The following is a 25,198-nucleotide window of genomic DNA, read 5'->3' as shown; positions in this document are numbered from 1 at the left end:
ACAATCCTTGTATGAAATATATATGCTTATTATTGTTGCTGACAACAGCTGCCTGTAATACTGACTTCCTGAATACCAGACCTTTGGGAGAGGCTACTTCAGATGATGTGTGGACTGATCCTGCGCTGGCAGAAGCGTATGTCAATGATATTTATAATGGCCTGGGAAATGGTGGTTTTCCCGAAACAATGTTGTCTTCTGCTACAGATGAAACCATGTTTACGCATAACTATGGTATGAAGAATATGGTCGAGTCTACCATTAGCCCTACTGATGCAGAATATGTAAATTCCCGTGGTGCATTCCAGTGGGGAACCATGTATCTGCGTATACGTGCGTGCAATAATTTCTTTGCGAATATATCGAAGGTGAACTTTGATAAACAATTGCAGGCAGCCCGTTTGAGGGGAGAAGTGTTCTTCCTGCGTGCATGGTTCTACCAGCAGCTGGTGCGGAGTTTTGGAGGCGTACCTTTGGTCGATCAGGTGTATAGTTTAGCAGATGCCGACTATAGTATAGCCAGAAATACATTTGAAGAATGTGTGGATCACATCGTGAAAGATTGTGACTCCGCTGCATATTATCTGCATGGTACTGAAACAGTGTCGGTAAAAGGTCGTGCTACGGAAGGTGCGGCGCTGGCACTCAAATCCCGTATCTTATTGTATGCAGCGAGTGATCTGCATGATATACCGACAGCGAAAAGTAAGTCCGCTACCATTGCAGCTGCTGCTCAACCTGAGTTATTAGGTTATACATCCGGTGATCGTAACAGCCGCTGGCAGAAAGCACTGGATGCTGCAAAGGCTGTAATGGATCTAGGTACATATTCCTTAGCTTCTCCTGATCCTGCTTCTGCAGAGGAAGCCACTACTAACTATCAGGCCATGTTCCTGAAGGATAATACAGAAAGTATCTTCTCCCGTTATTTTGTGAATGCCAAGTCAGAAGCTGGTGGACAGATTGGTTTATACAATGGATTAAATGGCTATCATAACTGGTCAGGAAATACACCTACTCAGTTATTGATTGATGATTACGAAATGAGTGATGGTAGCTCTTTTGACTGGAACAATGCGACACATAAGGCAAACCCATACGTGAATCGTGATCCCCGTTTTTATGCATCTATTTTGTATGATGGTGCTAACTGGCGCCAGCGCCCTACAGATGTGGCGGATATGGATCCGGCCAATCAGGTGCAGACCGGTACCTATGAGGTATGGGATGGATCGAAGGCTATTGCTAATCCAGGCCTGGATACCCGCCAGGGTCCGGTAGAAGACTGGAATGGTAGTTTCACCGGGTATTATTTAAAGAAATTCATCGACCCTGCCATAGATGCACAATATTTCAGACAGGAAGTGCCCTGGCCATTTTTCAGGTATACAGAGATCATTCTCAACTATGCAGAAGCTCTGATGGAATTAGGACAGGAAGGAGAGGCGCGTACTTACCTGAACATGATCAGGAAAAGAGCAGCCATGCCTGATATCACCTCTTCTGGTGCGGTGCTGAAAGCAGATTACCAGCATGAACGTGAAATAGAAATGGCGTTTGAAGAACAACGTTTTTTTGATGTAAGGCGTTGGATGATTGCACCGGCTACTATCGGTCGGGCGCTGAGAGGGATCAATGTACAGGGAAAACTTAAGGCGGGGAGCCAGGTGACTTTGTATAAGTATGATCCGACTAATTATGATTATACCTATACCCCGGTTACAATGGTAAATGAGAACAGGTTGTGGCTGGATAAGATGTATTTTATGCCGATACAAAGGGATGAGATCAATAGAAATAGCAAATTGGTACAGAACCCGGGTTTTTAATGGCCAATTAACCTCATAAATTACCACTCATTTAAAAAATAGCTACCCTCGCTCCGCAGGAGCGGGGGTATTTTGTAATTTCATCCCGGCTTTAAAAAAACTCAAAACCACGCAACCCAAATGAACAAAGCATTCACACTGGCTACTGTAGCACTTACCAGCCTCCTCACCAGCTTCGGCCCCGGTGTGCCTGGTACTACCGTAACCCCTGATGCAGACAATGCAGGTCTGAAACTCCCTTCCGGTTTCGGCGCCCTGGTAGCAGCTGAAGGCCTCGGCCACGCTCGCCACCTGACCGTCACTCCCGAAGGCGACCTCTATGTAAAAGTAGAAGGTACCCGCAATAAAGGAAATACTATCTGGTATCTGCAAGACACCAACGGCGATGGTAAAATTGATAACAAAACCGGCTTCTTCAAATACGACGGCACTGGTATCGAAGTAAAAGGCAACTACTTATATGCCTCTTCCAACACGGATGTGTACCGTTTCAAACTGGGTAACAAACACCAGGTGATAGATACCTCCAAAGCGGAAGTCATCGTTACAGGCCTTATCAACCGTCACCAGCACGAAGCAAAAGCATTCAAGCTGGACAACGATGGCAACCTGTACGTGAACATCGGTGCTTACTCCAACTCCTGCCAGATAAAAGACCGTACCAAGGGTTCACTCGGTATGCAACCTTGTCCCATCCTGGATTCTGCCGGTGGTATCTGGCAGTTCAAAGCTGACAAACTGAACCAGACCTACGGCGATGGCGTTCGCTATGCTACCGGTCTGCGCAACGTGGTGGGCCTTGACTGGAACACGCAGCTGAACCAGCTGTTTGTAATGCAGCATGGCCGTGACCAGCTGCATGACCTTTTCCCTGACCTGTACGACGAAAAGAAATCTGCCGAACTCCCTGCTGAGTGTATGTATGCGCTACACAAAGGTGCTGACTGCGGTTGGCCATATATCTACTACGACCAGTTCCAGCACAAAAAGATCCTTGCACCTGAATACGGTGGCGATGGCAAAAAAACAGGTGGAGACCATATTCTGGATCCCGCTGCTGCCTATCCGGGTCACATGGCGCCGAATGATATGCTTTTCTACACAGGCACCATGTTCCCTGAAAAGTATCGCAACGGTGCCTTCATCGCCTTCCATGGCTCCTGGAACCGTGCCCCTGAACCTCAGAAAGGTTATTTCGTAGTATTCCAGCCATTCAAAGATGGCAAGCCTGCCGGCGATTGGGAAATCTTTGCAGAAGGATTTGCTGGTCCTGGTGAAATCAAATCCCCAGGTCAGGCGCAACACCGTCCATGCGGACTGGCACAGGGCCCTGATGGCTCCCTGTACGTATCTGACGATGTGAAAGGAACCGTGTACCGGATTATATATAAAAAGTAGTATGATAAGATGGATAATGGCAGCCATGCTGCTAATGAGTGTTGCTGGTGTTGGTATGGCACAGACTAAAAGCAAGACGGCTGGTAAGGCTGGGGGTAATACAACAGGCAAAGCCACCGGCAGTACTGCTGTCAACACCGGTTCGATAGCCCGCGGAAAAGTGCTGTACCAGAATATATGTTTAGCCTGTCACCAGGCAGACGGCAGCGGGGTACCCCGCATGAACCCGCCCCTGATCAGGACAAGTTTCGTACTGGGCGATAAAACAAAATTGATCACCATCGTCCTGAATGGGCTGAATGACGATGTGGAAATAGAAGGGGAGTATTACTCCAATCCTATGCCGCCACAGGCACAACTCAAGGACGAGGAAATAGCCGATGTGCTCACCTTTGTACGAAACAGTTTCGGGAATAAGGCCAGCGCCATAAAACCCGCAGAGGTCAAAGCCGTTAGGGCAAAAATTAAGTAATAAATAAGGCCAGCTGAAATGTGGCCGGCCTTTTTTATTATTCCCTCGCCCTTCATTTTCAACATATTTGCATATTATAAAACTGATTTATATTTTTGTACAAATTCAATGGGACATGTCATCGAATCTTGAAGTGGTACAGGAGATCAGTGAGTTTAACAGATACTATACCAGTTTGTCGGAAACCTTGAACCGACACGTATCAGAAAACAACCTTACCTTGACGGCCTTAAGGGTACTCCACACCTTAACAGCTGAAGACCAATGCACCGCTGGCAAACTAGTGGATAATCTTGGAATAGACGGCGGCTACCTAAGCCGTATGCTCAAAGCTTTTGAAAGCGAACAACTGCTTTCCCGCAAGAAATCTGCGCTGGATGGCCGTACCTGGTTCCTGCAGATCACTGCCAAAGGACGAAAACTGCTGGAGATGATGGAGGAGACAGCGGGTGAACAGATCCGTCAGTTGCTGGACCCAATTCCTGACGAGCAACAGTTAGCGCTGGCTGCCGCCATGAAGACCATCCGCCACATCCTGTCCGAAGAAAGCCGGATCACCGCCGACGATATTACATGGAGATACCAGTTGCTCCCCGGAGACCCGGGTTACCTCATGTATATGCACGGCACCCTGTATGCCAAAGAACTGGGATATAACCTGGAATTCGATACCAGCGTATGTAAGAACTTCGCCGAGTTCCTGGAAGCGTACAATCCTTCCAAGGACCAGGTGTACCTCGCACTACATGGTAACCAGATCGTGGCTTCAATCGCCGTCGTTTGGCATTCCCGCTATGCCGCACAGCTCAAATGGTTCCTGGTACATCCTGATTTCAGGGGGATGGGGCTGGGCCGCAAGTTACTGGCAGATGCCATTATCAATTGCAGGGAGAAAGGGTATCATAAAATTTACCTTTTTTCAACCAACCTGGCCGAAACGGCTAATAACATGTTCAGAAAAACTGGCTTCCGCAAGACAGGCGAAAAACCGGTTGGCTTGTACGGAAAGCACATGAACGAAGAGCGTTACGACATGGATCTCGTTTAAAATAAACAAGGATTACACAGCCACAAGCCAAAATGATCCTTTTGAAAAAAAATAGCTTATGCCTAGCGGCATAAGCTATTTTTTTTTACTACCTTAACAATCCACGTTACTGGTTTTTATATCTCTCAAAATAAACCCACGAAAATGAAACCCATTTTTACACTCAGTGTCCTGCTGTTATTCATACAGCTGTGCACCTTCGGCCAGCTTGCTACCTATGGTCCTGTAGCAGAAACTTTACAGACAAGTATGTACAACACATTTGGCGTTCCCACGAATAATTACTGGTGGTGTGCGCATGGTGTAGACGCCCTCAACGACGGTTATTTACGTACCCGCTCCGACACGTACAAGACCCGTATGAAGAACCTCCTGCTGGGTACCAAATCATTTAACGGCAACACCTATATCAACACATTCTATGATGATATGGAGTGGATGGGATTAGCCGCATTGAATGCGTACAAATCAACTGCCGATGCTGATTACTACAGCGTAGCTTCCCTGCTCTGGACGGACATCAACACGGGGTATTCCAATGGTGCGATCGACTGGAACAAGAATTGCTCCGGGTGTAAAAACACCTGTGCCAATACACCTGCGGTGATCCTGGGTGCACGCATCTATCGCTACACCGGCAATGCAGCTGACCTGCAAAGGGCAAAGGATATCTACACCTTTGTAAAAGCTAACCTCGTAGATGCCACTACCGGTGCAGTGTGGGACAACATCAACCTGAACACAGGGGTGACGCAGAAGGACTGGGTCTTCTCTTACAATGTAGGTACGTACATCGGCGCCGCCTGGGAATTGTACAAGGCAACGAATGATGTCACTTACCTGAATGATGCGATCAAGACGGCTGAATATGCTTACAATAGCCGTCGTCCAAACGGGATGTTTTTTGCAGATGAAACAGGGGGAGGAGATGGAGGTTTGTTCAAAGGTATCTTTATTCGCTATCTCTCTATCTTAGCCAGGGAAGGGGTTCTGACAGATGCTGTAAGAGCAAAGTACAATGCCGCTATCCAGTATAATGCAGAAGTACTCCGTACACAGGGCATCAATACTTCTAACAACCTCGTAAGCCCTAACTGGTCAGTGCCCCCTTCATCCTCTACAGATTATTCCACACAACTGAGTGGTGTAATGCTGGAAGAAGCAGCGGCCAATTTAGACCAGGCATTCTTCTACAAAGATATCACTTATGGCGGTTATGCATGGCCTTTACCATTAGGCGCTTACAATACGGCTGCGTTAATGGCAAAAGGTATCAGTAATAATGATATCACCAGTTATGCCATCCCTGCAGGGTACCAGGTAACGCTGTATAAGAATGATAATTTCTCAGGAGAAAATCTCACAATTACAGGATTGAGTACGTGGATCGGTACTGCATGGAATGATAGTGCTTCATCTCTGATTGTCCATCCCGTAGGCGTAGCTACTTTCTATAAGGATTGTAATTATGCAGGTGCGTTCGTGAGCCTGACAGCGGGTACATATACCTTGTCACAGTTACAGGCAAGAGGTATTCTGAATGATGATGTCTCTTCATTGAAAGTGACGAGCGGGTACCAGGTAACACTTTATCTGAATGATAATTTCGGCGGAAGAACAATCGTAAAGACGGCGGATGATGCCTGTCTGGTAGATGATAATTTTAATGATTCAACATCATCTATTAAGATTACGGCAACGGCTGCGGTGATTGCTGCCTCATCACCGGCATCACTCGTATCATCTTCTTCCCGCGTAGCGAACGATCCTTCATTTACTATTTATCCTAACCCGGTAAAAGATGTGTTGACAGTAAAAGCCGGATTTGATTTCTCTAAAGAAATTGTGCGTGTAGTAGATATTTCCGGTAGAGTTGTATTAACTACCTATACCTCAACAGGTAAGATAGATGTATCCCGTTTACCATCCGGCGTATATACACTCGTGTTACTACATGGGAATCAACAATATGTACGTAAATTCATAAAATAAGCCAGCCAGCGGGTATTCTCCCCTCAGGCTGGCCACTGGCCACCAGCCCCTGAAAATACCCTGTGACTGCTTCGCAATCACAGGGTATTTTCTCATAATTTATTATACCTTTACATACTGTGCAGTTTGTATCGTAGGCGGACAATAGTGAATCATTCCCCATCAATATATGTTGAATTTGAATCGTTCAAAAAGCGGTAAACTGCTATTTTCATTCAATGGCATTTTACTGATTGTGTTAGCCCAATTACTACTCGGAGGTCTGGATACCAATACATCCACCCCCCGAAAACCTGTGTTGCTCAAAGCGACAGTACCCGTTACAAGGTTACATGGACCTGGCATTGCCGATACTGTCAGTTTCTCGATAGTAGGAGATCTCATGATCGGTTCCAGCTATCCCTCCACCTATTATCTTCCAAAATATGATAGTGGAACCATCCTGCAGGAGGCGCTGCCCGTGTTATCACAAACCGATCTCCGCATTGGAAACCTGGAAAGCTGTGTATCCGACTCGGCCCCTGTGTTCAAAAGCTGTGGCACTAACCAGTGCTTCGCTTTCCGTACGCCCACGAAATTTGCCCAGTGGTACAAAGACGCCGGTTTCGAATACCTCAACCTGGCTAACAATCACAGTTTTGATTTCGGTCTCACAGGGGTCACTAACACCCTCGCCTGGTTGCAGGAGAATAATATCCGCACCAGTGGTACCCCGCAGCACCCTACAGACAGCATCACGGTCAGGAATACCCGCATCGGGTTCGTATCCTTTGCCCCACACAGTAACTGCCTGGATCTCAATGACGATTCGTTGGTGACTGCCATGATAGCCGAACTAAAGCCCCGTTTTGACATCGTAGTCGTATTCTTCCACGGGGGTGCAGAAGGGGCCTCAAAAATGACCACCCCGAAAACAAAAGAGGTCTTTTTTGGGCAAAACAGGGGAAATGTCCGTCATTTTGCACGTCTTTGTGTAGACGCCGGGGCGGATATGGTAATCGGCTCAGGTCCCCATGTAGTGCGGGGAATGGAGATATATAAGGAAAAATTAATCGCTTATAGTTTAGGTAATTTTTCAACTTATCACCAATTCAATTTAAAATATCCGCTAAATATTGCACCTTTGTTGCAGGTAACAATCACAAAAGAGGGGAGAATGCTGGACAATAAAATCTTCTCTTTCAAGCAAGAAGGAGAAGGTATCCCAAAACCGGACTCGGCTATGAAAGCTTTCAAATTGATCCGTTCATTGTCTGAGAAGGATTTTGGATATACAGATGTGAATGTAGGGACACTGTGATGCAAAACATGTAATTGTGAAGAGGCTAATACTACTGCTACTGCCCCTGGGGGCGACCATAACGACTGCTGCAGCACAGCAGAAAAAGAAAACCAAAGCCACGCCTGCGAAAAAGCAAACGCACGTGGTACATTCCACGCATGCTAAAACCACAGCGCATGCGAATAATTCCCATTCTGGAAAAACGGTTCATCTGCCACATACCAAACCCGGAAAGAAAGGGATTGCTCATCACACTGTAAAGGGGGGGAAACATGCTATGGCGGTAAGACCTGCTTCGGGTGTCAATCCTGATTTACCAGACGAGCCGGTGCACCAGGTGTATGTACCTGACAGTGCAGATCTGGCCAGTATTAAACAGGAGGAAGTGCGCAATATGCTGCTTACCCTTGTATCGGAACTGGGCAAACCTTATGTTCGTGGTGCAATTGGTCCCATCGGGTTTGATTGTAGCGGGTTGATCAACTATGGTTTTAATGCCATCGGTATGACCATCCCAAGAACGGCGGCGAGTATTTCCGTATTAGGGCAGGTGGTGAGTCCGGAAAATTTCAGTCCTGGTGATCTGTTGTTCTTTACAGGAAGGAAGAATGTAAAAGGAAAGAAAGTAGGTCACGTAGGAATGGTCTATAAGGTGGAAGGTGGTAAGGTGATGATGATTCACTCATCCAACCAGGGGGTGAATATCGTTGACATCACGAACAGTACTTATTACAAAAAGAGATTAGTCGCTGCAAAACGTATATTCTCGCCAATGCCGGTAGATTCCTGTCAGGAGCCACTGCCAATGAATGAGAGCAAAAAATAAAGAAATTATAGAAATAAAAACGCTTCTGTCCTGCAGAAGCGTTTTTATTTGGCCCCAATCCCTTATTTTTAAGAAGAATCATCCCCGAACACAAAACAATCGTTATGGAAGAACAGCAACTGGATAAGAACAGGAATGAAGATGCCATGCGCAGATCGCTCAGTACCCTGAAACAACGCCTCGCCATTGTAGAACAGGGCGGAGGTAAAAAGAACCTCGAAAAAGTCCGCCAGCGCGGCAAATTGACTCCCCGTGAACGTATCGCATATCTCTGTGACAAGGACACGACCTTTACAGAAATAGGGGCTTTTGCTGCCTATGGAATGTATGAAGAACATGGTGGGTGTCCGGCGGCAGGCACTGTCGGTGGTATCGGCTACATTGCCGGGCGGCAGTGTATGATCGTGGCCAATGATATGACCGTGAAAGCGGGGGCCTGGTTCCCTATGACGGGGAAGAAAAATCTTCGCCTGCAGGAGATCGCGATGGAGAATCATTTGCCCATTATTTACCTGGTAGATAGTGCGGGAGTATACCTGCCCATGCAGGATGAGATCTTCCCGGATAAGGAGCATTTTGGCCGTATATTTCGCAATAATGCGCGTATGAGTGCCATGGGTATTACCCAGATAGCGGCGGTGATGGGTAGTTGTGTGGCAGGAGGTGCGTATCTGCCTATCATGAGTGATGAAGTGCTGATGGTAGAAGGCAATGGTTCTATCTTTCTCGCAGGGCCATATTTAGTAAAAGCAGCTATTGGTGAAACCATCGATGCCGAGACCCTGGGTGGCGCCGTAACACATACAGAGATTTCTGGTATTGCTGATTATAAATTCAAATCAGATGAGGAATGTCTGGACCATATAAAGAAAATAGTCAACAAGCTGGGGCACCCGGCCAATGCGGGTTTCGACAGGATCGAAGCAGTTGCTCCGGCAAAAGATCCTTCGGAATTATATAGCCTTATTCCTGAAGATAGTACCCGTCCTTATGATATGGTGGACGTAATTTCACGAATAGTAGATAATTCAGAATTTGATCAATACAAAGAAGATTATGGTAAAAGCATTCTGTGTGGCTATGCCCGTATAGATGGTTGGGCAGTGGGTATAGTAGCGAATCAGCGGAAGATCGTAAAAAGCAGGAAAGGTGAAATGCAGATGGGGGGTGTGATCTACAATGATAGTGCGGATAAGGCTGCCCGTTTTATCATGAATTGTAATCAGAAGAAAATACCGCTGGTGTTTTTACAGGATGTAACCGGGTTTATGGTGGGTAGCCGTAGTGAACATGCGGGTATCATTAAGGATGGTGCAAAGCTGGTGAATGCAGTGGCGAATTCTATCGTTCCAAAAATTACAGTAATCGTGGGTAACTCTTATGGTGCCGGCAACTACGCGATGTGTGGGAAGGCATATGATCCACGTTTTATCTATGCATGGCCCAATGCAAAAATTGCGGTAATGGGAGGGGAGCAGGCGGCAAAGACATTGTTGCAGATCCAGGTGGCTTCGCTCAAAGCAAAAGGGGAGGAGATTACGCCTGAGGATGAAAATAAATTGCTGTCTGAAATCACAGCGAAGTATAATAGTCAGACCACGCCTTACTATGCGGCGGCCAGGTTATGGGTAGATGAAATAATAGACCCGTTGGATACACGAAGAATAATTTCTGAGAGTATAAAGGCCGCGAACCAGGCGCCGGTGGAGAATAATTTTAGTTTGGGCGTTTTTCAGGTGTAGAAAGACCTTCCTATCATGCTGTACGTTGATCACAATCTTCCGCTACGCTAAGAAAAAACAAGATCTTTCTTTCTTGCTGTGGCAGGCCCAAACCAAATTCCCTATCTTTGCCCGCTATGTCCGAAGTAATAATCTACACAGACGGTTCATCCCGCGGCAATCCAGGCCCAGGTGGCTACGGCGTCATCCTCATGTGGAACTCAGTTCGCAAAGAACTCTCCCAGGGATATCGTAAAACCACCAACAACCGCATGGAACTCCTCGCGGTAATCGTCGCGCTCGAATCGCTCAAAAAGGACGGCTTGCCAGTCCGCATCTTCACCGACAGTGAATACGTAGTCAATTCTATTGAAAAAGGTTGGCTCTGGAACTGGGTAAAGATCGGCTTCAAAGACAAAAAGAATAAAGACCTGTGGCAGCGGTTCATTCCTGCTTACAAAAGACAGCAGGTGAAATTTACCTGGGTAAAAGGGCACGCTACCAACCCACTCAATAACCGCTGTGATGAATTGGCTACTGCCGCTGCTGATAGTGGACAATGGTTGATAGATCAGGGTTTTGAAGCGGGAAATTAAATGGCATTTCGAACATTCATGAAAGTTCTGGTATAACATTCAATAAAACCTGGTATAACATTCAATAAAAACCTGGTATAACATTCAATAAAAAGAGGGTCGCTACCAGCGACCCTCTTTTTATTGAATATGATTTAATACATAATGCCAGTAAATGCCTAAACTAATAGAATGCATTAAATCATTCATTACATTCATCTGTTCATCACTTTAAAAACCCGCATAATGCTTCATCACAATATTCGTTATCTCCCCATAAGACTTCCCCACTGCCGCCTGAAACAATTCCCCCACCGTAGGTGAAGGCAAATCCTGCCCGCCAATCAACTTCCTATCCTCCGGTGTCAACACCCTTTCATCTCCCTTAAAATAACAAAACGAATTACTCCATCCCGCATCCGCAGGCAACACAATCTTCTCCATATCATCATCATTCGCCCCATCTATGAGATAACACACAATATTCCCCCCAGTCACCACACTCACCGTAGTAAAATACAACACCCCTTTATATGTCTCCTTCCTCACCTTATCCGCTTGTCTCGGCCGCTTAGTTGTATCCGCAGGCTCTATAATCTCCACTGTCTTAACCAGCTCCCTGTAATTCTTCTGTATATTCGGCTTACTCACCAGGAAATCTTCTACCCTGATATCCACCACATAATCTGCATGGATCTTATTTTTCACTACTTCACTTTCCGGCAATATCTGCACAAAACTATTATTGTTCTTCGCCCGCAGGTTATTCAACACATTATCTCTGAAGATCGCTGCCCCCGGCTCCAGGGCTCTCTGGTCATACTGTGATATCAATGCCACATCGCGTACTTCCACAAAAGCCAGTCCCATCTGGTACGCCTGATCCATCATCTCCTTCGCATTCTTATAATCCGGCACCAGCGACAAAGCCGCCTGGAAATTACTATATGCTTTCCGTGCGCTAAATCGATCTCCATTCCTCAATAAGGCCATCCCACGATCATATCTCGTAGCTGCTGCCGTATCCCGGGATGCTGATATCGCATTCCGGTAATCCTTTGGTGTCACCACCGTGAGGCATGCCGGACACGCTTCAATATTATTATAGAGGTTTTGCAGTACCTGGTACTCCCTCAATGCTGCTTCAAATTTTAAATTTGCAGTGGTGCCCAATGCAGCCGATGCATTTTTTTCATGCAACTGTACTGATTGCGCATATGCCTGTGGCAATAAAGTCAGTGACGACTGGTGTGTGGGAGTTTTGCGGAGTTTCTTTACAAATGCAATAACGGCTTCGTCATAACGACCCTTATTGTACAATTTCTCTCCTGATTTGCAGGACAATGCAAAAATAAGTGGTGCTATCAGCCACCAGCGACAGTTAGGTTTGTTTATCATGATATAGGTATAGTCCCCAGTGTATAAAAAGATCTTACTTCAGATACCGCTTAATCTCTCTCTGCGTATCTCTCTCCTTAATTGACTCACGCTTATCATGCAGTTTCTTTCCTCTGCCAAGCCCTATCTCCATCTTCGCCAACCCCTTCTCACTCAAAAAAATACGTAATGGAACGATGGTAAACCCTTTCTCCTTAATCTTCCCTTCCATCTTGCGCAGTTCCCGTTTTGTCAACAGCAACTTACGCTCGCGTAATGGGTCATGATTCGCGTAGGCGCCATGCGAATATTCGGTGATATGCAGGCTTCTAACAAACAATTCTCCTTTAGAAAAATAGCAGAATGAGTCATTAAAACTAACCCGGCTCTGTCGGATAGATTTAATCTCAGTACCTGTCAATACCATCCCTGCAATAAATTTATCCTCTATTGCGTACTCATAAAATGCCGATCTGTTCCTCAGTTCTGCCACTTTAAATTGGGATTTACAAATTGCGGATTACAATGGCATGAATTCACACCAGCTGTAATCCGCAGTTATTTTGAAAAATTAATTTTTAAACAATTCGAGCAACTGTGCCAGTTTGGCCTTCATTTCTTTACGGTCAATGATCAGGTCCAAAAAGCCATGCTCCAGCAGGAACTCAGCACTCTGGAAGCCCTCAGGCAAGTCTTTCTTGATCGTTTCCTTAATGATACGTGGACCAGCAAAACCGATCAGGGCCTTAGGCTCTGCAATGTTCAGGTCACCCAGCATTGCGAATGAAGCCGTTACACCACCCGTGGTCGGATCTGTTGCCAGCGAGATGAAAGGCAGCTTCGCATCTGCCAACTGCGTCAGCTTGGCAGAAGTTTTTGCCATTTGCATCAGGGAAAAAGCACTTTCCATCATACGGGCACCACCAGATTTGGAGATGATCATCAATGGCATTTTGTGTGCAATACAATAATCAATGGAACGGGCGATTTTCTCACCTACCACTGAACCCATAGAACCGCCAATAAAAGCAAAGTCCATGCAGGAAACCACCAGGTCGTTTCCAAATACTTTACCCACACCTACACGCATCGCGTCTTTCAGGCCGGATTTCTTCTGAGCATCTACCAACCTTGCACCATACGGCTTTAAGTCCTTGAAGCCCAAAAAGTCCTTTGGATAAATATTAGGAAACAGCTCTTCGAACTGATTGTTATCGAATAAGATCTCGAAATATTCAGCAGAATCAATGCGATTATGATAATTACACTTATCGCACACGTAAAAGTGGTCCTTCAGGTCTTTGACCGTAACTGTTTTTTTGCAGCTAGGGCATTTGTGCCACAAACCATCCGGCGCTTCTTTCTTCTCACTTGTAGACGTTTGAATGCCTTGTTTAATTCGCTTAAACCAGCTTGACATATTGAACTATTAGGTTACAAAATAGTTGTGCAAGATACAAATTAAATTAACTTCAAAAGTATCTCGTTTGCAATATTATAACAAAACAGGTTGGCGGTCAGGATTTTCTTTGAGAACGGGCAGGCTGGGAGCTGATTTATTCAAAAGTGGCTGGTTTTCAATTCTTCCGGATCCCGCCTTAAAAGAAAAAGCCGGTAATCTTTACAATTACCGGCCTCCCTGAAGTATATCTCCCTCAATATTAAGCATTTCTGCCGATGCAGTTCAGATCTTTGAACGCCTCTTCCAGGCGTTTTACAAAAGTCTCTTCACCTTTACGCAGCCATACACGAGGATCATAGAATTTCTTATTTGGCTTATCAGCACCCTCTGGGTTACCCAGCTGAGCCTGCAGATAATCTTTCTTAGCTTCGTAGAAATCATGAACACCTTCCCAGAATGCCCACTGCATATCTGTATCCAGGTTCATCTTGATCACACCATAACCCAGTGCTTCTGTAATCTGGTGCTTAGGAGAACCTGAACCACCATGGAATACATAATAAACTGGTTTAGCAGCAGTTTTGTGCTTAGCCTGGATGTAGTCCTGGCAATTCTGCAGGATCTCAGGACGCAGTGCTACGTTACCTGGTGAATATACACCATGTACGTTACCAAAAGCAGCAGCTACTGTGAAACGGGAACCTACCTGAGACAGTTGCTCATAAGCAAAGTTTACATCTTCAGGCTGAGTATACAGCTTGGAGTTGTCTACGCCGGAGTTATCAACACCGTCTTCTTCACCACCAGTTACGCCCAGCTCGATTTCGATGGACATTCCCAGCTTGTTCATACGCTCGAAATATTTTTTAGAGATCTCGATGTTCTCATGGATTGGCTCTTCAGAAAGATCCAGCATGTGGGAACTGTACAGTGGCTGACCGGTTTGTTTCTTAAATTCTTCACCCGCATCCAGCAGACCGTCGATCCATGGCAACCATTTTTTAGCAGCATGGTCTGTGTGCAATACAACCGGTACACCGTAGTATTTCGCTACTTCATGTACGTGTTTTGCACCGGAAATGCCACCTGCAATGTTTGCCTGCAACTTATCATTCGGCATTCCTTTACCTGCAAAGAACTGTGCACCACCGTTAGAAAACTGAATAATAACAGGTGAGTTAACTTTTGCAGCAGTTTCCAGTACAGCATTTACTGTATTGGTACCTACCACGTTTACCGCAGGCATTGCCCATGCATTGTTCTTGGCATCATTGTACAGCGCTTCCAGCTCTTCGCCGAATAATACGCCAGCTCTGTATTTTCCCATAGCTTTCGGATTGTTTTACATTTAAGGACAGCAAATATAAGTACTAAATAACAAGTTTTATAGTGTTAGAATCATGTTTTCTAGTGATTTATATGATATTCGTCAAAAAAAAGCCTGATTTTGATAGAAATTATCCCGAAAATAAGCCGCAGCGCACAAGATTCTACTGCCATACCAGCTAAACATTTCTCCATCTACCAGCTGAACAGGGAGAGATTTAAAAAAAGATAAATGGGCCTCTTTGAAAGGAAAAGGTTCAGAAGATAATAGAACTAGTTGACAATCAGTATCCTGTAATTCATCAAGGGTGATAACGGGGTAACGGGTCCTTTTTTTAAAAACGTTCTCAAACCCACATTGCTCCAGTATGGCAGATATAAATGTGTCTCCACCGGCTACCATCCAGGGATCTTTCCAAATGAAATAGGCCACTTTTTTACGAGGTGGACCATTTTTAGAAAAAAAGGCCAACTGCGCAAAGGCTGTTTTTATCTCCGAACAAATTTGCGCCCCCTTTGCTGCCCGGTCTGTAATCGCACTAATTTGTGAAATCATTTCCAATGCACTCTCCAAATCATGCACATCCGTCACCCAAACAGGAAAATCGGCCATTAAGGATAAGACCTGCTCCCGTTCATTCTCCTCTTTATTAGCAATAATCAGGTCCGGTTTTAACTCCTTAATCTGGTCTATATGTAATTTCTTCGTTCCCCCAATATGAGGTTTATCATTCACCGGGTGGATACAAAATTTTGTCACCCCCACAATCTCATCACAAAGTCCAAGATCAAATAATAACTCTGTTTGCGAAGGAACTAATGATACAATCCGGTGAGGCGGAAAGGACAACCTCACCGGATGGCCGGTTTGATCTTTAAGCGGTAAATCAGAAAAGGTAGTATCCATCTTTCCGCTATTTAAAACTTAGTTGCCAAGTGCCTGAATAATATCGTATTTGGTAATGATGTGTGCCTTTCCACTTTCATCGCGTGTCAGCACCGCACCATTTTCTTTATTGATATAAGAGGACAATTTCTCTATCGGCGTATCCATTTTTACCTCCGGAAATGCTGCCTGCATCACCTGTTTGATCTGCGCATCTTTCAGGTTCACATCATCAATCAGCCTGTTGAAAAGCCCATTTTCAGATATAGAGCCTACTATTTCCTGCTGATGTAAAACCGGGATATGTTCGATATCATATTTCTTCATTTTATTGATCGCCTCACTCACTTTCTCTTCCTGCTCTATCGTCACCAATGGCTGGTTGCGGCGACCATTCACCACATCTTTCACAGTCTTCACATCGAGGAAACCTCTTTCCATCATCCACTGATCATTGTACACTTTACCTACATAGCGGCTACCGGAATCATGGAAGATCACTACCACTACATCCGTTGGTTTCAACGACGCTTTCAGTTGTAATAGCCCTGCAATCGCAGAACCGGCGGAGTAACCCACAAAGATGCCTTCTTCTTTGGTAATACGTCTGGCCATCACCGCGCCGTCTTTGTCCGTTACTTTTGTAAAAGCATCAATCACATTCATGTCGTAGTTCTGCGGTACAAAGTCTTCGCCGATACCTTCTGTGATGTAAGGATAAACTTCCGACATATCCAGTTCACCTGTTTCAAAGTATTTCTTCAGCAGGGAGCCGTAGCTGTCTATGGCCCAAACTTTTATATCCGGATTCTTTTCTTTCAGGAACTTGCCCGTACCGGTAATGGTACCGCCAGTACCCGTGGCCACAACCAGGTGCGTCACCTTTCCATCTGTCTGTTCCCATATTTCAGGACCCGTTTGTTCGTAGTGTGCATCACGATTGGCAAGGTTATCATATTGGTTTACATAGAAACTGTTCGGCACCTCAGTAGCCAGGCGTTTGGATACGGAGTAGTAGGAGCGGGGATCTTCAGGCTCTACGTTTGTAGGGCATACGATCACCTCGGCGCCTACGGCTTTGAGGATGTCTACTTTTTCTTTGGACTGTTTATCGGTGGTGGTAAATATACATTTGTAACCCTTGATCACAGCGGCCAGCGCAAGCCCCATACCTGTGTTGCCGGAGGTGCCTTCTATGATGGTGCCGCCTGGTTTTAGTAAACCTTGTTTTTCTGCGACTTCTACCATTTTGATTGCCATACGGTCTTTGATAGAGTTACCAGGGTTAAAAAATTCTACTTTGGCAAAGACAGGGCAGGGAAGGCCTGCGGTAACGCGGTGGAGTTTTACCAATGGGGTGTTTCCTATGGTTTCAAGGATGCTGTTACAAAACTTCATATCTATATTGAATTGATCGGAGCGAAAATAAGGTAAATGAATGATTTGCCCCAAATCACTCAATATCCACTATATAATTAATATACAATATCTTTGCACAATTATGACAAACCGCATCTTCATCACCGGCATTGGCACGGGCGTAGGCAAAACCATCACCTCCGCCTGCATCACCGAGTCTCTCCAGGCCGATTACTGGAAACCTGTCCAAACCGGTCTGACAGAAGGTACCGATACTGATACCATAAAAAATCTACTCACAAATCCAGTTTCAAGATGCCATAAAGAGGCCTATCGCCTCCAGGAACCAGCCTCCCCGCACCTTGCTGCAAGGCTCGAAAACGTAACCATTAATGTAAAAAGAATAATAGAAATAGCTGAGACTTACCAACCGGCCAACCGCCCCCTCATTATCGAAGGCGCCGGCGGCCTCATGGTACCTATCACCGAAACCACCTTTACCATCGACCTGATCCAACAACTCAAAGCCAAAGTCATTATTGTAGCAGGCAACTACCTCGGCTCCATCAACCATTCTTTGCTCACCGCAAAAGTCCTCCAGCAGGCTCAGATCCCCGTTCTGGGCTGGATCTTCAGCGGCGAAACACATACTAATGAAGACGAAGTTGTCTCCTGGTCCGGGTTCCCCAAACTGGGCAGAATTCCTCAAACCAGCCATATTGACAAGGCTTTTGTAAAGGAACAGGCAGAAAAGCTATCTTTACAGTTAAAATAACTCAGCGTATCATATTGTTAACAAAAAAGGATATACGCCGGGAGTTTCTTGAAAAAAGAATGAATACTCCCTCCGACCAGATTACCACGCTCAATGGGCAGTTGCTCGCACAATGCAGGCTACTGGATTTCAGCCCTTACAAGCTGGCACACATTTTTCTACCTATCAGGGAAAAAAAGGAAGTGGATACACTTGCCCTTGTAGACTATACCCGGATCCATTTTCCGGACCTCCAATGGGTAATTTCCCGTTCCAATATGGCTGATAGCACCATGTTGCATTACCTTTGGGATCAAAACACCGTACTGGAAAAGAACAACTACGGCATTCCCGAACCCACGTCAGGTACGCTCATTGCGCCATCTGAGCTGGACATGGTATTTGTACCACTGCTGGCATTCGATACCGCCGGCCACCGCGTAGGTTATGGAAAAGGGATGTACGACCGCTTCCTGGAACAATGCCGCCCGGACGTTACCACCATCGGACTGTCATTGTTCGACCCGGTAACCGGCATCGCCGACATCGGCGCCTGGGATGTTCCACTGCATATCGTGGTCACACCCAATACGACTTATCATTTCACAAAAAGCTGATGCATGCTTCAATATCTTAAGATCTTATTATATCCTTTCTCACTTTTGTACGGTTTGGTAATGTGGACCCGCAACAGGATGTACGACAATAAAGTACTCAATGCTGTGGAATTCGACCTGCCCGTGATAGCAGTGGGCAACCTTTCTGTAGGAGGCACCGGCAAGACTCCCCATGTCGAACATCTCATCCGCCTGCTCAAAGACCGCGTACACACCGCCACCCTGAGCCGAGGTTACAACCGCCGTACCAGGGGCTACCTGCTGGCAGATGAAAACAGCACCGCCTCACAGCTGGGTGATGAACCTATGCAGTTTCACCAAAAGTACCCGGACATCAGCGTTTGCGTGGGCGAAGAGAGAATGCTCGCCATTCCCCAACTGCTCGGAGAGCGCCCTGAAACTCAGGTGATCCTCCTGGACGATGCCTTCCAGCACCGCTCTGTAAAACCAGGTATGAACATCATGATCACCGACTACAGCCGCCGGTTTACCAAAGATCATGTGGTACCCTTTGGCCGCCTCCGGGAAGGACGCAAAGGATACGAAAGGGCCAATTGTATCATCGTATCCAAATGTCCGCCCCACCTTTCTGAAACTGAAAAAAACGCTATCTGGCAGGAAATCAATCCATTGCCTGGGCAACATGTATATTTTACCACCTTGCAATATGGTCAGCTGTACGACCTGTTCAGCGGTGCACCCACTACCATACCGGCCGATACAACGCTGTTGCTGGTAGCAGGTATCGCCCGTCCTGAACCACTCCTGCAGCACTTGAAAAGCAGCCACCGGGAGGTCTTCCTGCTGCCTTTTCCCGATCATTATTACTATGGGGTGCACGACCTTGATAAGATACAACGTGAACTCGGGAACCTGCCCGGGGAGAATAAAATGGTGATCACCACAGAAAAAGATGCCGTAAGGCTACAGCTCCTGGCCCCGCAACTCCGGGAGCGAAACATAACCATCGCCGTTATGCCGGTGGAAATATCTTTCCTGTTTGGGGAAGGAGATTCATTTAATAATTATATTTTTGATTACGTGGAACGGTTTGGAAGTAACCATGATTAAATGTTACGAGAATGACTAAAAAGAAAAAACCTCAAAAAGAAAAAGGCGCTCACAGCAGAGAAAAAGGCAGTAGCAGCCAAAAGAAAACCTACAAGGGAACAATAGAAATCACCCGTTCCGGCATGGCCTTCGTCATCGTCGAGGGGCAGGAAAAAGATGTACTTGTAAGGCAGAAAAACCTGAATACCGCTTTAGACGGAGATGAAGTAACCGTTGATGTTATCAAACCAGCTAAGAACCAGGGACGAATGGAAGGGGTGATAACGGCGATTACTAAACGTAAAAAGACAGAGTTTACCGGCACCCTGCAGGTGAATAAGGGATTCGCATTCCTTATACCTGACAAAGGTATCTTCATGCCGGATATATATATTCCAGCGAACGAGGTAAAAGACATGAAGAGCGGCGATAAGGCCGTAGTGAGGATTGTACAGTGGGGCGAAAAGACCCGCAAACCCGTTGGCGAGATTGTAGAACTACTGGATGCCAGCGATGCCAACGACCTGGCTATGAAGGAGATCCTTATCGAAGCGGGCTTCCCGCTTAGCTTCCCGGCGGATGTGATGGAGGAACTACAGGCTGTCAAAGAAGACATCGGCAGTGCTGAAGTAAACAAACGTAAGGACTTTCGCAAGACCCTCACCTTTACCATCGACCCTGTGGATGCCAAGGACTTTGACGATGCCCTCTCTATCAAAAAGACCCGTGGTGGCTGGTACGAAATCGGTGTGCACATTGCAGACGTGAGTCATTATGTACTGCCGGATACCGCGCTGGATAAGGAAGCAGACAAACGTGCTACTTCTGTATACCTGCCGGATCGTGTACTGCCTATGCTGCCGGAAAAGATCTCGAACGAGCTCTGTTCCCTGCGTCCGCACGAAGATAAACTGACCTTCTCTGCCGTGTTTAAGATCAATGAGCAAGGCGAGATCAGGGAGCAATGGATAGGCAGAACCGTGATCCATTCCGATCATCGCTTTACCTACGAAGAGGTACAGGAGATCATCGAAAAGGGAGACGGACCTTACAAAGACGAATTGCTGTTGTTGAATACCATCGCACAGACTATGCGCAAAACACGTATTCAACATGGCGCTATCAACTTCTCTTCGCAGGAAGTTCGCTTCCAGCTGGATGAACATGCAAAGCCGATCGGCATCATGATCAAGGAGAGCAAGGAAGCCCACCAGTTGATCGAAGAATTTATGCTGCTTGCCAATAGAAAGGTAGCAGAGTATGTATACAATATCCGCATCGGCAATAACCAACAGGTGCCATTCCCATATCGTACCCACGATACGCCGGATGAAGAGAAGCTGAAAGTGTTCTCTGGTTTCGCAAGCAAGTTCGGTCACAAGCTGGATCTTTCTAATCCTGAAGCACTGGCGAATAGCTTCAATGCGATGTTGCAGATGGCGAAGGGCAAGCCAGAACAGCATGTACTCGAAACCCTCGGTATCCGTACCATGGCCAAAGCCGTTTACCAGACGGAAGATATCGGCCACTATGGATTGGGTTTTGATCACTACTGTCACTTTACATCTCCCATCCGTCGTTACCCCGATGTATTGGTACATCGTGTGGTAGCGCAGTGTCTCGCAAATGATATTCATCCTGATAAAAGGATGGATGCGATGTGTAAACACTCTTCAGAGATGGAGCGCAAGGCGATGGAAGCAGAAAGAGCTGCGAACAAATACAAGCAGGTGGAATACATGCAGCAGTTCCTGGGCGAGACCTTCGCTGGTGTGGTGAGTGGGGTCGCTCATTTTGGTTTCTGGGTAGAGACTGTGGATACCAAGTGTGAAGGACTGGTGAGTTTGCAGAGCATGATGACGAAGGATGATTTTAAGTATGATGAAAATGAATATTCACTGGTGGGGATGAATACGGGTCGGAAGATTCGTATTGGAGATAAAGTGAAGGTGCAGGTAGCTGCGGCAAACCTGGTAAAGAGACAGCTGGATTATGAGCTGATAGAAGATGAGGATGCAGGTTTTCCTCCGCAGGGTAGAGTGGTACGGGGTCGTGGTGGAGAAGCTCCACGCGGCAGAAGAGACCAGGATACTGATTTTAATCGCCCTCACCGCGGCAAAAAGCAACCTTCCGAAAGGAGTGGTGGTCCTGCCAAAAGTAAATCAGCTAAAGGAGACAGATCTGCCACTGATAAGAAGAAATCATCCGCTGCAAAGAAGGGTGGCGGTGCTTCCCGTAAAAAGGCATAATTTCGACCCGATTCATAATTATTGACAAGATACCATGCATTCATTTCAGGAATTAACGATCCAGTTTGGAGAACACTTTGCAAAGGAACATTTTCCGGAAAAACCTAAGAAATTGTACGATGCTGCCAGCCATATACTCAAAATAGGTGGAAAGCGTATACGCCCTATACTGGCACTGATGGGCAATGAATTGTTTGATGATATTCACCCCGACTCGTTCCAGGTAGGCACCGCGGTGGAGCTATTTCACAATTTCACCCTCGTACATGACGATTTGATGGACAAGGCCCCCCTTCGCAGAAACCAGCCGACCGTACACACCCTGTATGGCGATACCGCTGCGATCCTGGCCGGAGATGTGATGCTGATCAATGTATACGAATACCTGAACAAGGTACAGCCTCAGTATAAACAAAAACTGTTAGCCGCTTTTAACAAAGCTGCGATCCAGGTGTGCGAAGGTCAGCAGATAGATATGGACTTTGAAGAGATGGAACCGGAGCATGTACAATTCGACGATTATGTGCACATGATCGCACTCAAAACCTCCGTATTGCTGGCAGCCAGTCTGAAGATGGGTGCTATCATCGGCGGAGGAAGTGAATACAACCAGGATCACCTGTATCAGTTTGGTAAGAACGTAGGGATTGCCTTCCAGATCCAGGATGACTTCCTGGATGCCTTCGGAGACCCGGAGAAATTTGGGAAACAACAGGGGGGAGATATCCTGGTGAATAAAAAGACCTTCCTGTTGCTCAAAGCACTGGAACTTTGTAATAGTACACAGCGGACCAGGCTAAAGGAGTTGTTGGCGACTAATCCGGAGGATAAGGTTGCGCAGGTACTGCAATTATTCCATGACTGCCAGATTGATCAGTGGGCAGAAAAGGAGAAGGAAAGGTTCCATGACCTGGCATTGGAGCACCTCGAAAAGATCGCGGTATTATCTGCCAGGAAACAACCTTTGATCGAACTGGCCGATTTTCTATTAAAAAGGGAACATTAATGCAAATGCAGGACAACCAGCTGCCATAAGATCCGAACTGGCTGGTTTTCTGCTAAAAAGAGAATATTAATGCATAAAGGAGACCACTCACTAACGAATTGGTTTGGTTTCCTTTTAAAACATAAAAGAATTTCAGGCAACAAAGATCCGAACTTCCTGATTTTCTGCTCTAAAGCGGGCATTAATTAAATTTCAATATATTCGCATCATCGCTAAACCTAAGGAAGGTCAACAACAAAATATCACCACCAGATGTCTAAATCGCTGTTCCGAAAGAAATCTATTACTACTATTCTGAAAGATGCACAAGATGGTTTATCAGATGACGCACATGGTGGCGGGTTACATAAAGTTCTGAAAGTAAAAGACCTGACAGCAATGGGCATTGCTGCCGTTATTGGCGCTGGTATCTTTTCAACCATTGGCGAAGCGTCGTTTCATGGCGGTCCCGGGGTTTCCCTGTTATTTATTATCACAGCAGTGACCTGTGGTTTTTCGGCCCTTTGTTACGCCGAATTTGCCAGCAGGGTACCCGTGTCGGGAAGTGCATATACCTACTCGTATGTGACCTTCGGAGAACTGGCAGCCTGGGTGATTGGCTGGGCGCTGATCCTGGAATACGCCATCGGGAACATTGCCGTCGCTATATCGTGGAGCGGCTATTTCAACAACCTGCTCGCCGGTGTCGGAAAGGCCTTTGGAATGAACTTATCCCTGCCGGTGTGGCTGACGAGTAATTATGATAGTGCTACGCCTGAAATTTATGCAGCGGCACCACACATTGGTGGCCTGCCTGTTATACTGAATCTACCTGCTTTTATTATAGTAATATTGGTGACTTACCTCGCATATGTAGGTATCCGGGAGAGTAAAAAGAGCGCCAACTTCATGGTAGGACTCAAGATCGCAGTGATCCTTTTTGTAATTATAGTCGGTTCATTTTATGTACATCCTGACAACTGGTCGCCGTTTATGCCAAATGGTTTTTCAGGGGTATTAAAAGGGGTGTCTGCCGTATTCTTTGCCTACATAGGTTTTGATGCGATCAGTACCACGGCCGAGGAGTGTTCAGATCCACAGCGCGACCTGCCCAAGGGCATGATCTATTCATTGATCATCTGTACCGTATTATATATCCTGATTGCATTTGTATTGACCGGGATGGTATCTTATTCACAGCTGAAAGTAGAGGATCCATTAGCATTCGTATTCAATGCGGTCAACCTTCACAAAGTGAGTTTCCTGATCTCTGTAAGTGCCGTAGTAGCCACCACGAGTGTGCTGCTTGTATTCCAGATCGGTCAGCCACGTATCTGGATGAGTATGAGTCGTGACGGGTTGTTGCCAAAGAAATTCAGTAAGATCCATCCGAAGTTCAAAACACCTTCATTTGCAACAATTATCACAGGTGTGATCGTAGGTGTACCTGCGCTCTTTTTGAACCTGACAGTAGTGACAGACCTGACCAGTATCGGAACATTATTTGCATTCATCCTGGTATGTGGTGGGGTATTATTACTGCCGCCACAGGAGAAGAATGATGGTAGCAAACGATTCCGTTTACCATACATCAATGGGCAGTATCTCATACCAGCGGTCGTGCTGCTCTTCATTTTTATCTTTAGAAAAGAATTACCAGGCCGTTTCTCATTTGAGGGTGGCTGGGATGTATGGAAACATAATATTCCATTCTTCTTCTTTGCCATAGCAGCCGTGATCTTTGTAGTGTTGTCATTTGTAAAGAAACTGTCGGCGATACCTGTACTTGGTTTGCTCAGTTGTTTTTACCTGATGACGGAAATTGGTTTCAGGAACTGGGTAGTGTTCACGATCTGGCTCATCATCGGTTTGACTATTTATTTTGGTTATAGTTACAGGAAGAGCAAGCTGAATCAGGATATACCAAAGCATACTTTCTAAAGAATTGCATTTAAAAAAAGCGCTTGTGCCTTTTGGTACAAGCGCTTTTTTATTTAACTACCTCATCTTTAACAACTTGTAGCACATATCTAATTTGGGAAATCCATAA

Annotated in this window: 21 protein-coding genes; 15 read left to right on the top strand and 6 right to left on the bottom strand. The window is 46.0% G+C overall.

Annotated elements, in window-relative coordinates; translation table 11 throughout:
• The first annotated feature begins 11 nt into the window (after positions 1 to 11).
• The 9 genes from SIO70_RS21880 to rnhA all read left to right on the top strand — a co-directional run bounded on the left by SIO70_RS21880 (position 12) and on the right by rnhA (position 11,164).
• On the top strand, positions 12 to 1,829 hold the full coding sequence (locus tag SIO70_RS21880; protein WP_320574307.1) for a RagB/SusD family nutrient uptake outer membrane protein: 1,818 nt from the start codon (positions 12 to 14) through the stop codon (positions 1,827 to 1,829).
• A 120-nt stretch (positions 1,830 to 1,949) separates the two neighbouring features.
• On the top strand, positions 1,950 to 3,227 hold the full coding sequence (locus SIO70_RS21875) for a PQQ-dependent sugar dehydrogenase (protein WP_320574305.1): 1,278 nt from the start codon (positions 1,950 to 1,952) through the stop codon (positions 3,225 to 3,227).
• A 1-nt stretch (position 3,228) separates the two neighbouring features.
• Positions 3,229 to 3,699 carry a cytochrome c gene (locus tag SIO70_RS21870; protein ID WP_320574303.1) on the top strand — a complete coding sequence of 157 codons (471 nt, stop codon included), beginning with the start codon at positions 3,229 to 3,231 and terminating at the stop codon, positions 3,697 to 3,699.
• 115 nt (positions 3,700 to 3,814) lie between these two features.
• Positions 3,815 to 4,747: a bifunctional helix-turn-helix transcriptional regulator/GNAT family N-acetyltransferase gene (locus SIO70_RS21865; protein WP_320574301.1), complete on the top strand. Its 933-nt coding sequence runs from the start codon at positions 3,815 to 3,817 to the stop codon at positions 4,745 to 4,747.
• 144 nt (positions 4,748 to 4,891) lie between these two features.
• Entirely contained in the window at positions 4,892 to 6,739 is a 1,848-nt protein-coding gene (locus SIO70_RS21860) for a glycoside hydrolase family 76 protein (protein ID WP_320574299.1), read from the top strand.
• 178 nt (positions 6,740 to 6,917) lie between these two features.
• Positions 6,918 to 8,039, top strand: coding sequence for a CapA family protein (locus SIO70_RS21855; RefSeq protein ID WP_320574297.1), 1,122 nt, complete (start codon positions 6,918 to 6,920; stop codon positions 8,037 to 8,039).
• Positions 8,040 to 8,055: 16 nt separating this feature from the next.
• The gene (locus SIO70_RS21850; protein ID WP_320574295.1) at positions 8,056 to 8,847 is read left to right on the top strand and encodes a C40 family peptidase; all 792 of its coding nucleotides are present in this window, start codon (positions 8,056 to 8,058) and stop codon (positions 8,845 to 8,847) included.
• Between the two features lie 104 nt (positions 8,848 to 8,951).
• The gene (locus SIO70_RS21845) at positions 8,952 to 10,589 is read left to right on the top strand and encodes an acyl-CoA carboxylase subunit beta (protein ID WP_320574294.1); all 1,638 of its coding nucleotides are present in this window, start codon (positions 8,952 to 8,954) and stop codon (positions 10,587 to 10,589) included.
• 116 nt (positions 10,590 to 10,705) lie between these two features.
• Positions 10,706 to 11,164, top strand: a complete 459-nt coding sequence (gene rnhA, locus SIO70_RS21840) for a ribonuclease HI (RefSeq protein ID WP_320574292.1) — start codon at positions 10,706 to 10,708, stop codon at positions 11,162 to 11,164.
• 210 nt (positions 11,165 to 11,374) lie between these two features.
• On the opposite strand, the gene SIO70_RS21835 is transcribed toward rnhA, so the two are convergent.
• The 6 genes from SIO70_RS21835 to SIO70_RS21810 all read right to left on the bottom strand — a co-directional run bounded on the left by SIO70_RS21835 (position 11,375) and on the right by SIO70_RS21810 (position 17,532).
• Entirely contained in the window at positions 11,375 to 12,541 is a 1,167-nt protein-coding gene (locus SIO70_RS21835; protein ID WP_320574290.1) for a hypothetical protein, read from the bottom strand.
• Positions 12,542 to 12,575: 34 nt separating this feature from the next.
• Positions 12,576 to 13,013, bottom strand: a complete 438-nt coding sequence (smpB, locus tag SIO70_RS21830) for an SsrA-binding protein SmpB (RefSeq protein ID WP_320574288.1) — start codon at positions 13,011 to 13,013, stop codon at positions 12,576 to 12,578.
• A 78-nt stretch (positions 13,014 to 13,091) separates the two neighbouring features.
• Positions 13,092 to 13,940, bottom strand: coding sequence for an acetyl-CoA carboxylase, carboxyltransferase subunit beta (accD, locus tag SIO70_RS21825; protein WP_320574286.1), 849 nt, complete (start codon positions 13,938 to 13,940; stop codon positions 13,092 to 13,094).
• Between the two features lie 241 nt (positions 13,941 to 14,181).
• Positions 14,182 to 15,249 carry a class II fructose-bisphosphate aldolase gene (gene fbaA, locus SIO70_RS21820; protein WP_320574284.1) on the bottom strand — a complete coding sequence of 356 codons (1,068 nt, stop codon included), beginning with the start codon at positions 15,247 to 15,249 and terminating at the stop codon, positions 14,182 to 14,184.
• 102 nt (positions 15,250 to 15,351) lie between these two features.
• A complete protein-coding gene (locus tag SIO70_RS21815; RefSeq protein ID WP_320574282.1) occupies positions 15,352 to 16,155 on the bottom strand; it encodes a helical backbone metal receptor in 804 nt (267 codons plus the stop codon).
• Positions 16,156 to 16,173: 18 nt separating this feature from the next.
• Positions 16,174 to 17,532 (bottom strand): pyridoxal-phosphate dependent enzyme, encoded by a 1,359-nt coding sequence (locus tag SIO70_RS21810; RefSeq protein WP_320574280.1) that lies wholly within the window; start codon positions 17,530 to 17,532, stop codon positions 16,174 to 16,176.
• Positions 17,533 to 17,635: 103 nt separating this feature from the next.
• Between SIO70_RS21810 and bioD the strand changes: the two genes are divergently transcribed.
• The 6 genes from bioD to SIO70_RS21780 all read left to right on the top strand — a co-directional run bounded on the left by bioD (position 17,636) and on the right by SIO70_RS21780 (position 25,089).
• Complete coding sequence (gene bioD / locus SIO70_RS21805; protein ID WP_320574279.1) at positions 17,636 to 18,268, top strand: dethiobiotin synthase; 633 nt, start codon at positions 17,636 to 17,638, stop codon at positions 18,266 to 18,268.
• 59 nt (positions 18,269 to 18,327) lie between these two features.
• Positions 18,328 to 18,864, top strand: a complete 537-nt coding sequence (locus SIO70_RS21800; RefSeq protein WP_320574276.1) for a 5-formyltetrahydrofolate cyclo-ligase — start codon at positions 18,328 to 18,330, stop codon at positions 18,862 to 18,864.
• A 3-nt stretch (positions 18,865 to 18,867) separates the two neighbouring features.
• Positions 18,868 to 19,935, top strand: coding sequence for a tetraacyldisaccharide 4'-kinase (lpxK, locus tag SIO70_RS21795; protein WP_320574274.1), 1,068 nt, complete (start codon positions 18,868 to 18,870; stop codon positions 19,933 to 19,935).
• Between the two features lie 11 nt (positions 19,936 to 19,946).
• Positions 19,947 to 22,163: a ribonuclease R gene (rnr, locus tag SIO70_RS21790; RefSeq protein ID WP_320574273.1), complete on the top strand. Its 2,217-nt coding sequence runs from the start codon at positions 19,947 to 19,949 to the stop codon at positions 22,161 to 22,163.
• Between the two features lie 34 nt (positions 22,164 to 22,197).
• Positions 22,198 to 23,169, top strand: coding sequence for a polyprenyl synthetase family protein (locus tag SIO70_RS21785; RefSeq protein ID WP_320574271.1), 972 nt, complete (start codon positions 22,198 to 22,200; stop codon positions 23,167 to 23,169).
• A 252-nt stretch (positions 23,170 to 23,421) separates the two neighbouring features.
• Complete coding sequence (locus SIO70_RS21780) at positions 23,422 to 25,089, top strand: amino acid permease (protein ID WP_320574269.1); 1,668 nt, start codon at positions 23,422 to 23,424, stop codon at positions 25,087 to 25,089.
• The last annotated feature ends 109 nt before the right edge of the window (positions 25,090 to 25,198 follow it).

The sequence above is a fragment of the Chitinophaga sancti genome (assembly GCF_034087045.1).
Classification (GTDB): domain Bacteria; phylum Bacteroidota; class Bacteroidia; order Chitinophagales; family Chitinophagaceae; genus Chitinophaga; species Chitinophaga sancti_B.
This window is presented reverse-complemented; position numbering and strand designations above follow the sequence as displayed.

Excerpts from the sequence above, each read along its gene's own strand:
- SIO70_RS21880 (WP_320574307.1), top strand. The coding sequence starts at position 12 with ATGAAATATATATGCTTATTATTGTTGCTGACAACAGCTGCCTGTAAT.
- SIO70_RS21875 (WP_320574305.1), top strand. The coding sequence starts at position 1,950 with ATGAACAAAGCATTCACACTGGCTACTGTAGCACTTACCAGCCTCCTC.
- SIO70_RS21870 (WP_320574303.1), top strand. The coding sequence starts at position 3,229 with ATGATAAGATGGATAATGGCAGCCATGCTGCTAATGAGTGTTGCTGGT.
- SIO70_RS21865 (WP_320574301.1), top strand. The coding sequence starts at position 3,815 with ATGTCATCGAATCTTGAAGTGGTACAGGAGATCAGTGAGTTTAACAGA.
- SIO70_RS21860 (WP_320574299.1), top strand. The coding sequence starts at position 4,892 with ATGAAACCCATTTTTACACTCAGTGTCCTGCTGTTATTCATACAGCTG.
- SIO70_RS21845 (WP_320574294.1), top strand. The coding sequence starts at position 8,952 with ATGGAAGAACAGCAACTGGATAAGAACAGGAATGAAGATGCCATGCGC.
- rnhA (WP_320574292.1), top strand. The coding sequence starts at position 10,706 with ATGTCCGAAGTAATAATCTACACAGACGGTTCATCCCGCGGCAATCCA.
- SIO70_RS21835 (WP_320574290.1), bottom strand. The coding sequence starts at position 12,541 with ATGATAAACAAACCTAACTGTCGCTGGTGGCTGATAGCACCACTTATT.
- accD (WP_320574286.1), bottom strand. The coding sequence starts at position 13,940 with ATGTCAAGCTGGTTTAAGCGAATTAAACAAGGCATTCAAACGTCTACA.
- fbaA (WP_320574284.1), bottom strand. The coding sequence starts at position 15,249 with ATGGGAAAATACAGAGCTGGCGTATTATTCGGCGAAGAGCTGGAAGCG.
- SIO70_RS21815 (WP_320574282.1), bottom strand. The coding sequence starts at position 16,155 with ATGGATACTACCTTTTCTGATTTACCGCTTAAAGATCAAACCGGCCAT.
- SIO70_RS21810 (WP_320574280.1), bottom strand. The coding sequence starts at position 17,532 with ATGAAGTTTTGTAACAGCATCCTTGAAACCATAGGAAACACCCCATTG.
- bioD (WP_320574279.1), top strand. The coding sequence starts at position 17,636 with ATGACAAACCGCATCTTCATCACCGGCATTGGCACGGGCGTAGGCAAA.
- SIO70_RS21800 (WP_320574276.1), top strand. The coding sequence starts at position 18,328 with ATGAATACTCCCTCCGACCAGATTACCACGCTCAATGGGCAGTTGCTC.
- lpxK (WP_320574274.1), top strand. The coding sequence starts at position 18,868 with ATGCTTCAATATCTTAAGATCTTATTATATCCTTTCTCACTTTTGTAC.
- rnr (WP_320574273.1), top strand. The coding sequence starts at position 19,947 with ATGACTAAAAAGAAAAAACCTCAAAAAGAAAAAGGCGCTCACAGCAGA.
- SIO70_RS21785 (WP_320574271.1), top strand. The coding sequence starts at position 22,198 with ATGCATTCATTTCAGGAATTAACGATCCAGTTTGGAGAACACTTTGCA.
- SIO70_RS21780 (WP_320574269.1), top strand. The coding sequence starts at position 23,422 with ATGTCTAAATCGCTGTTCCGAAAGAAATCTATTACTACTATTCTGAAA.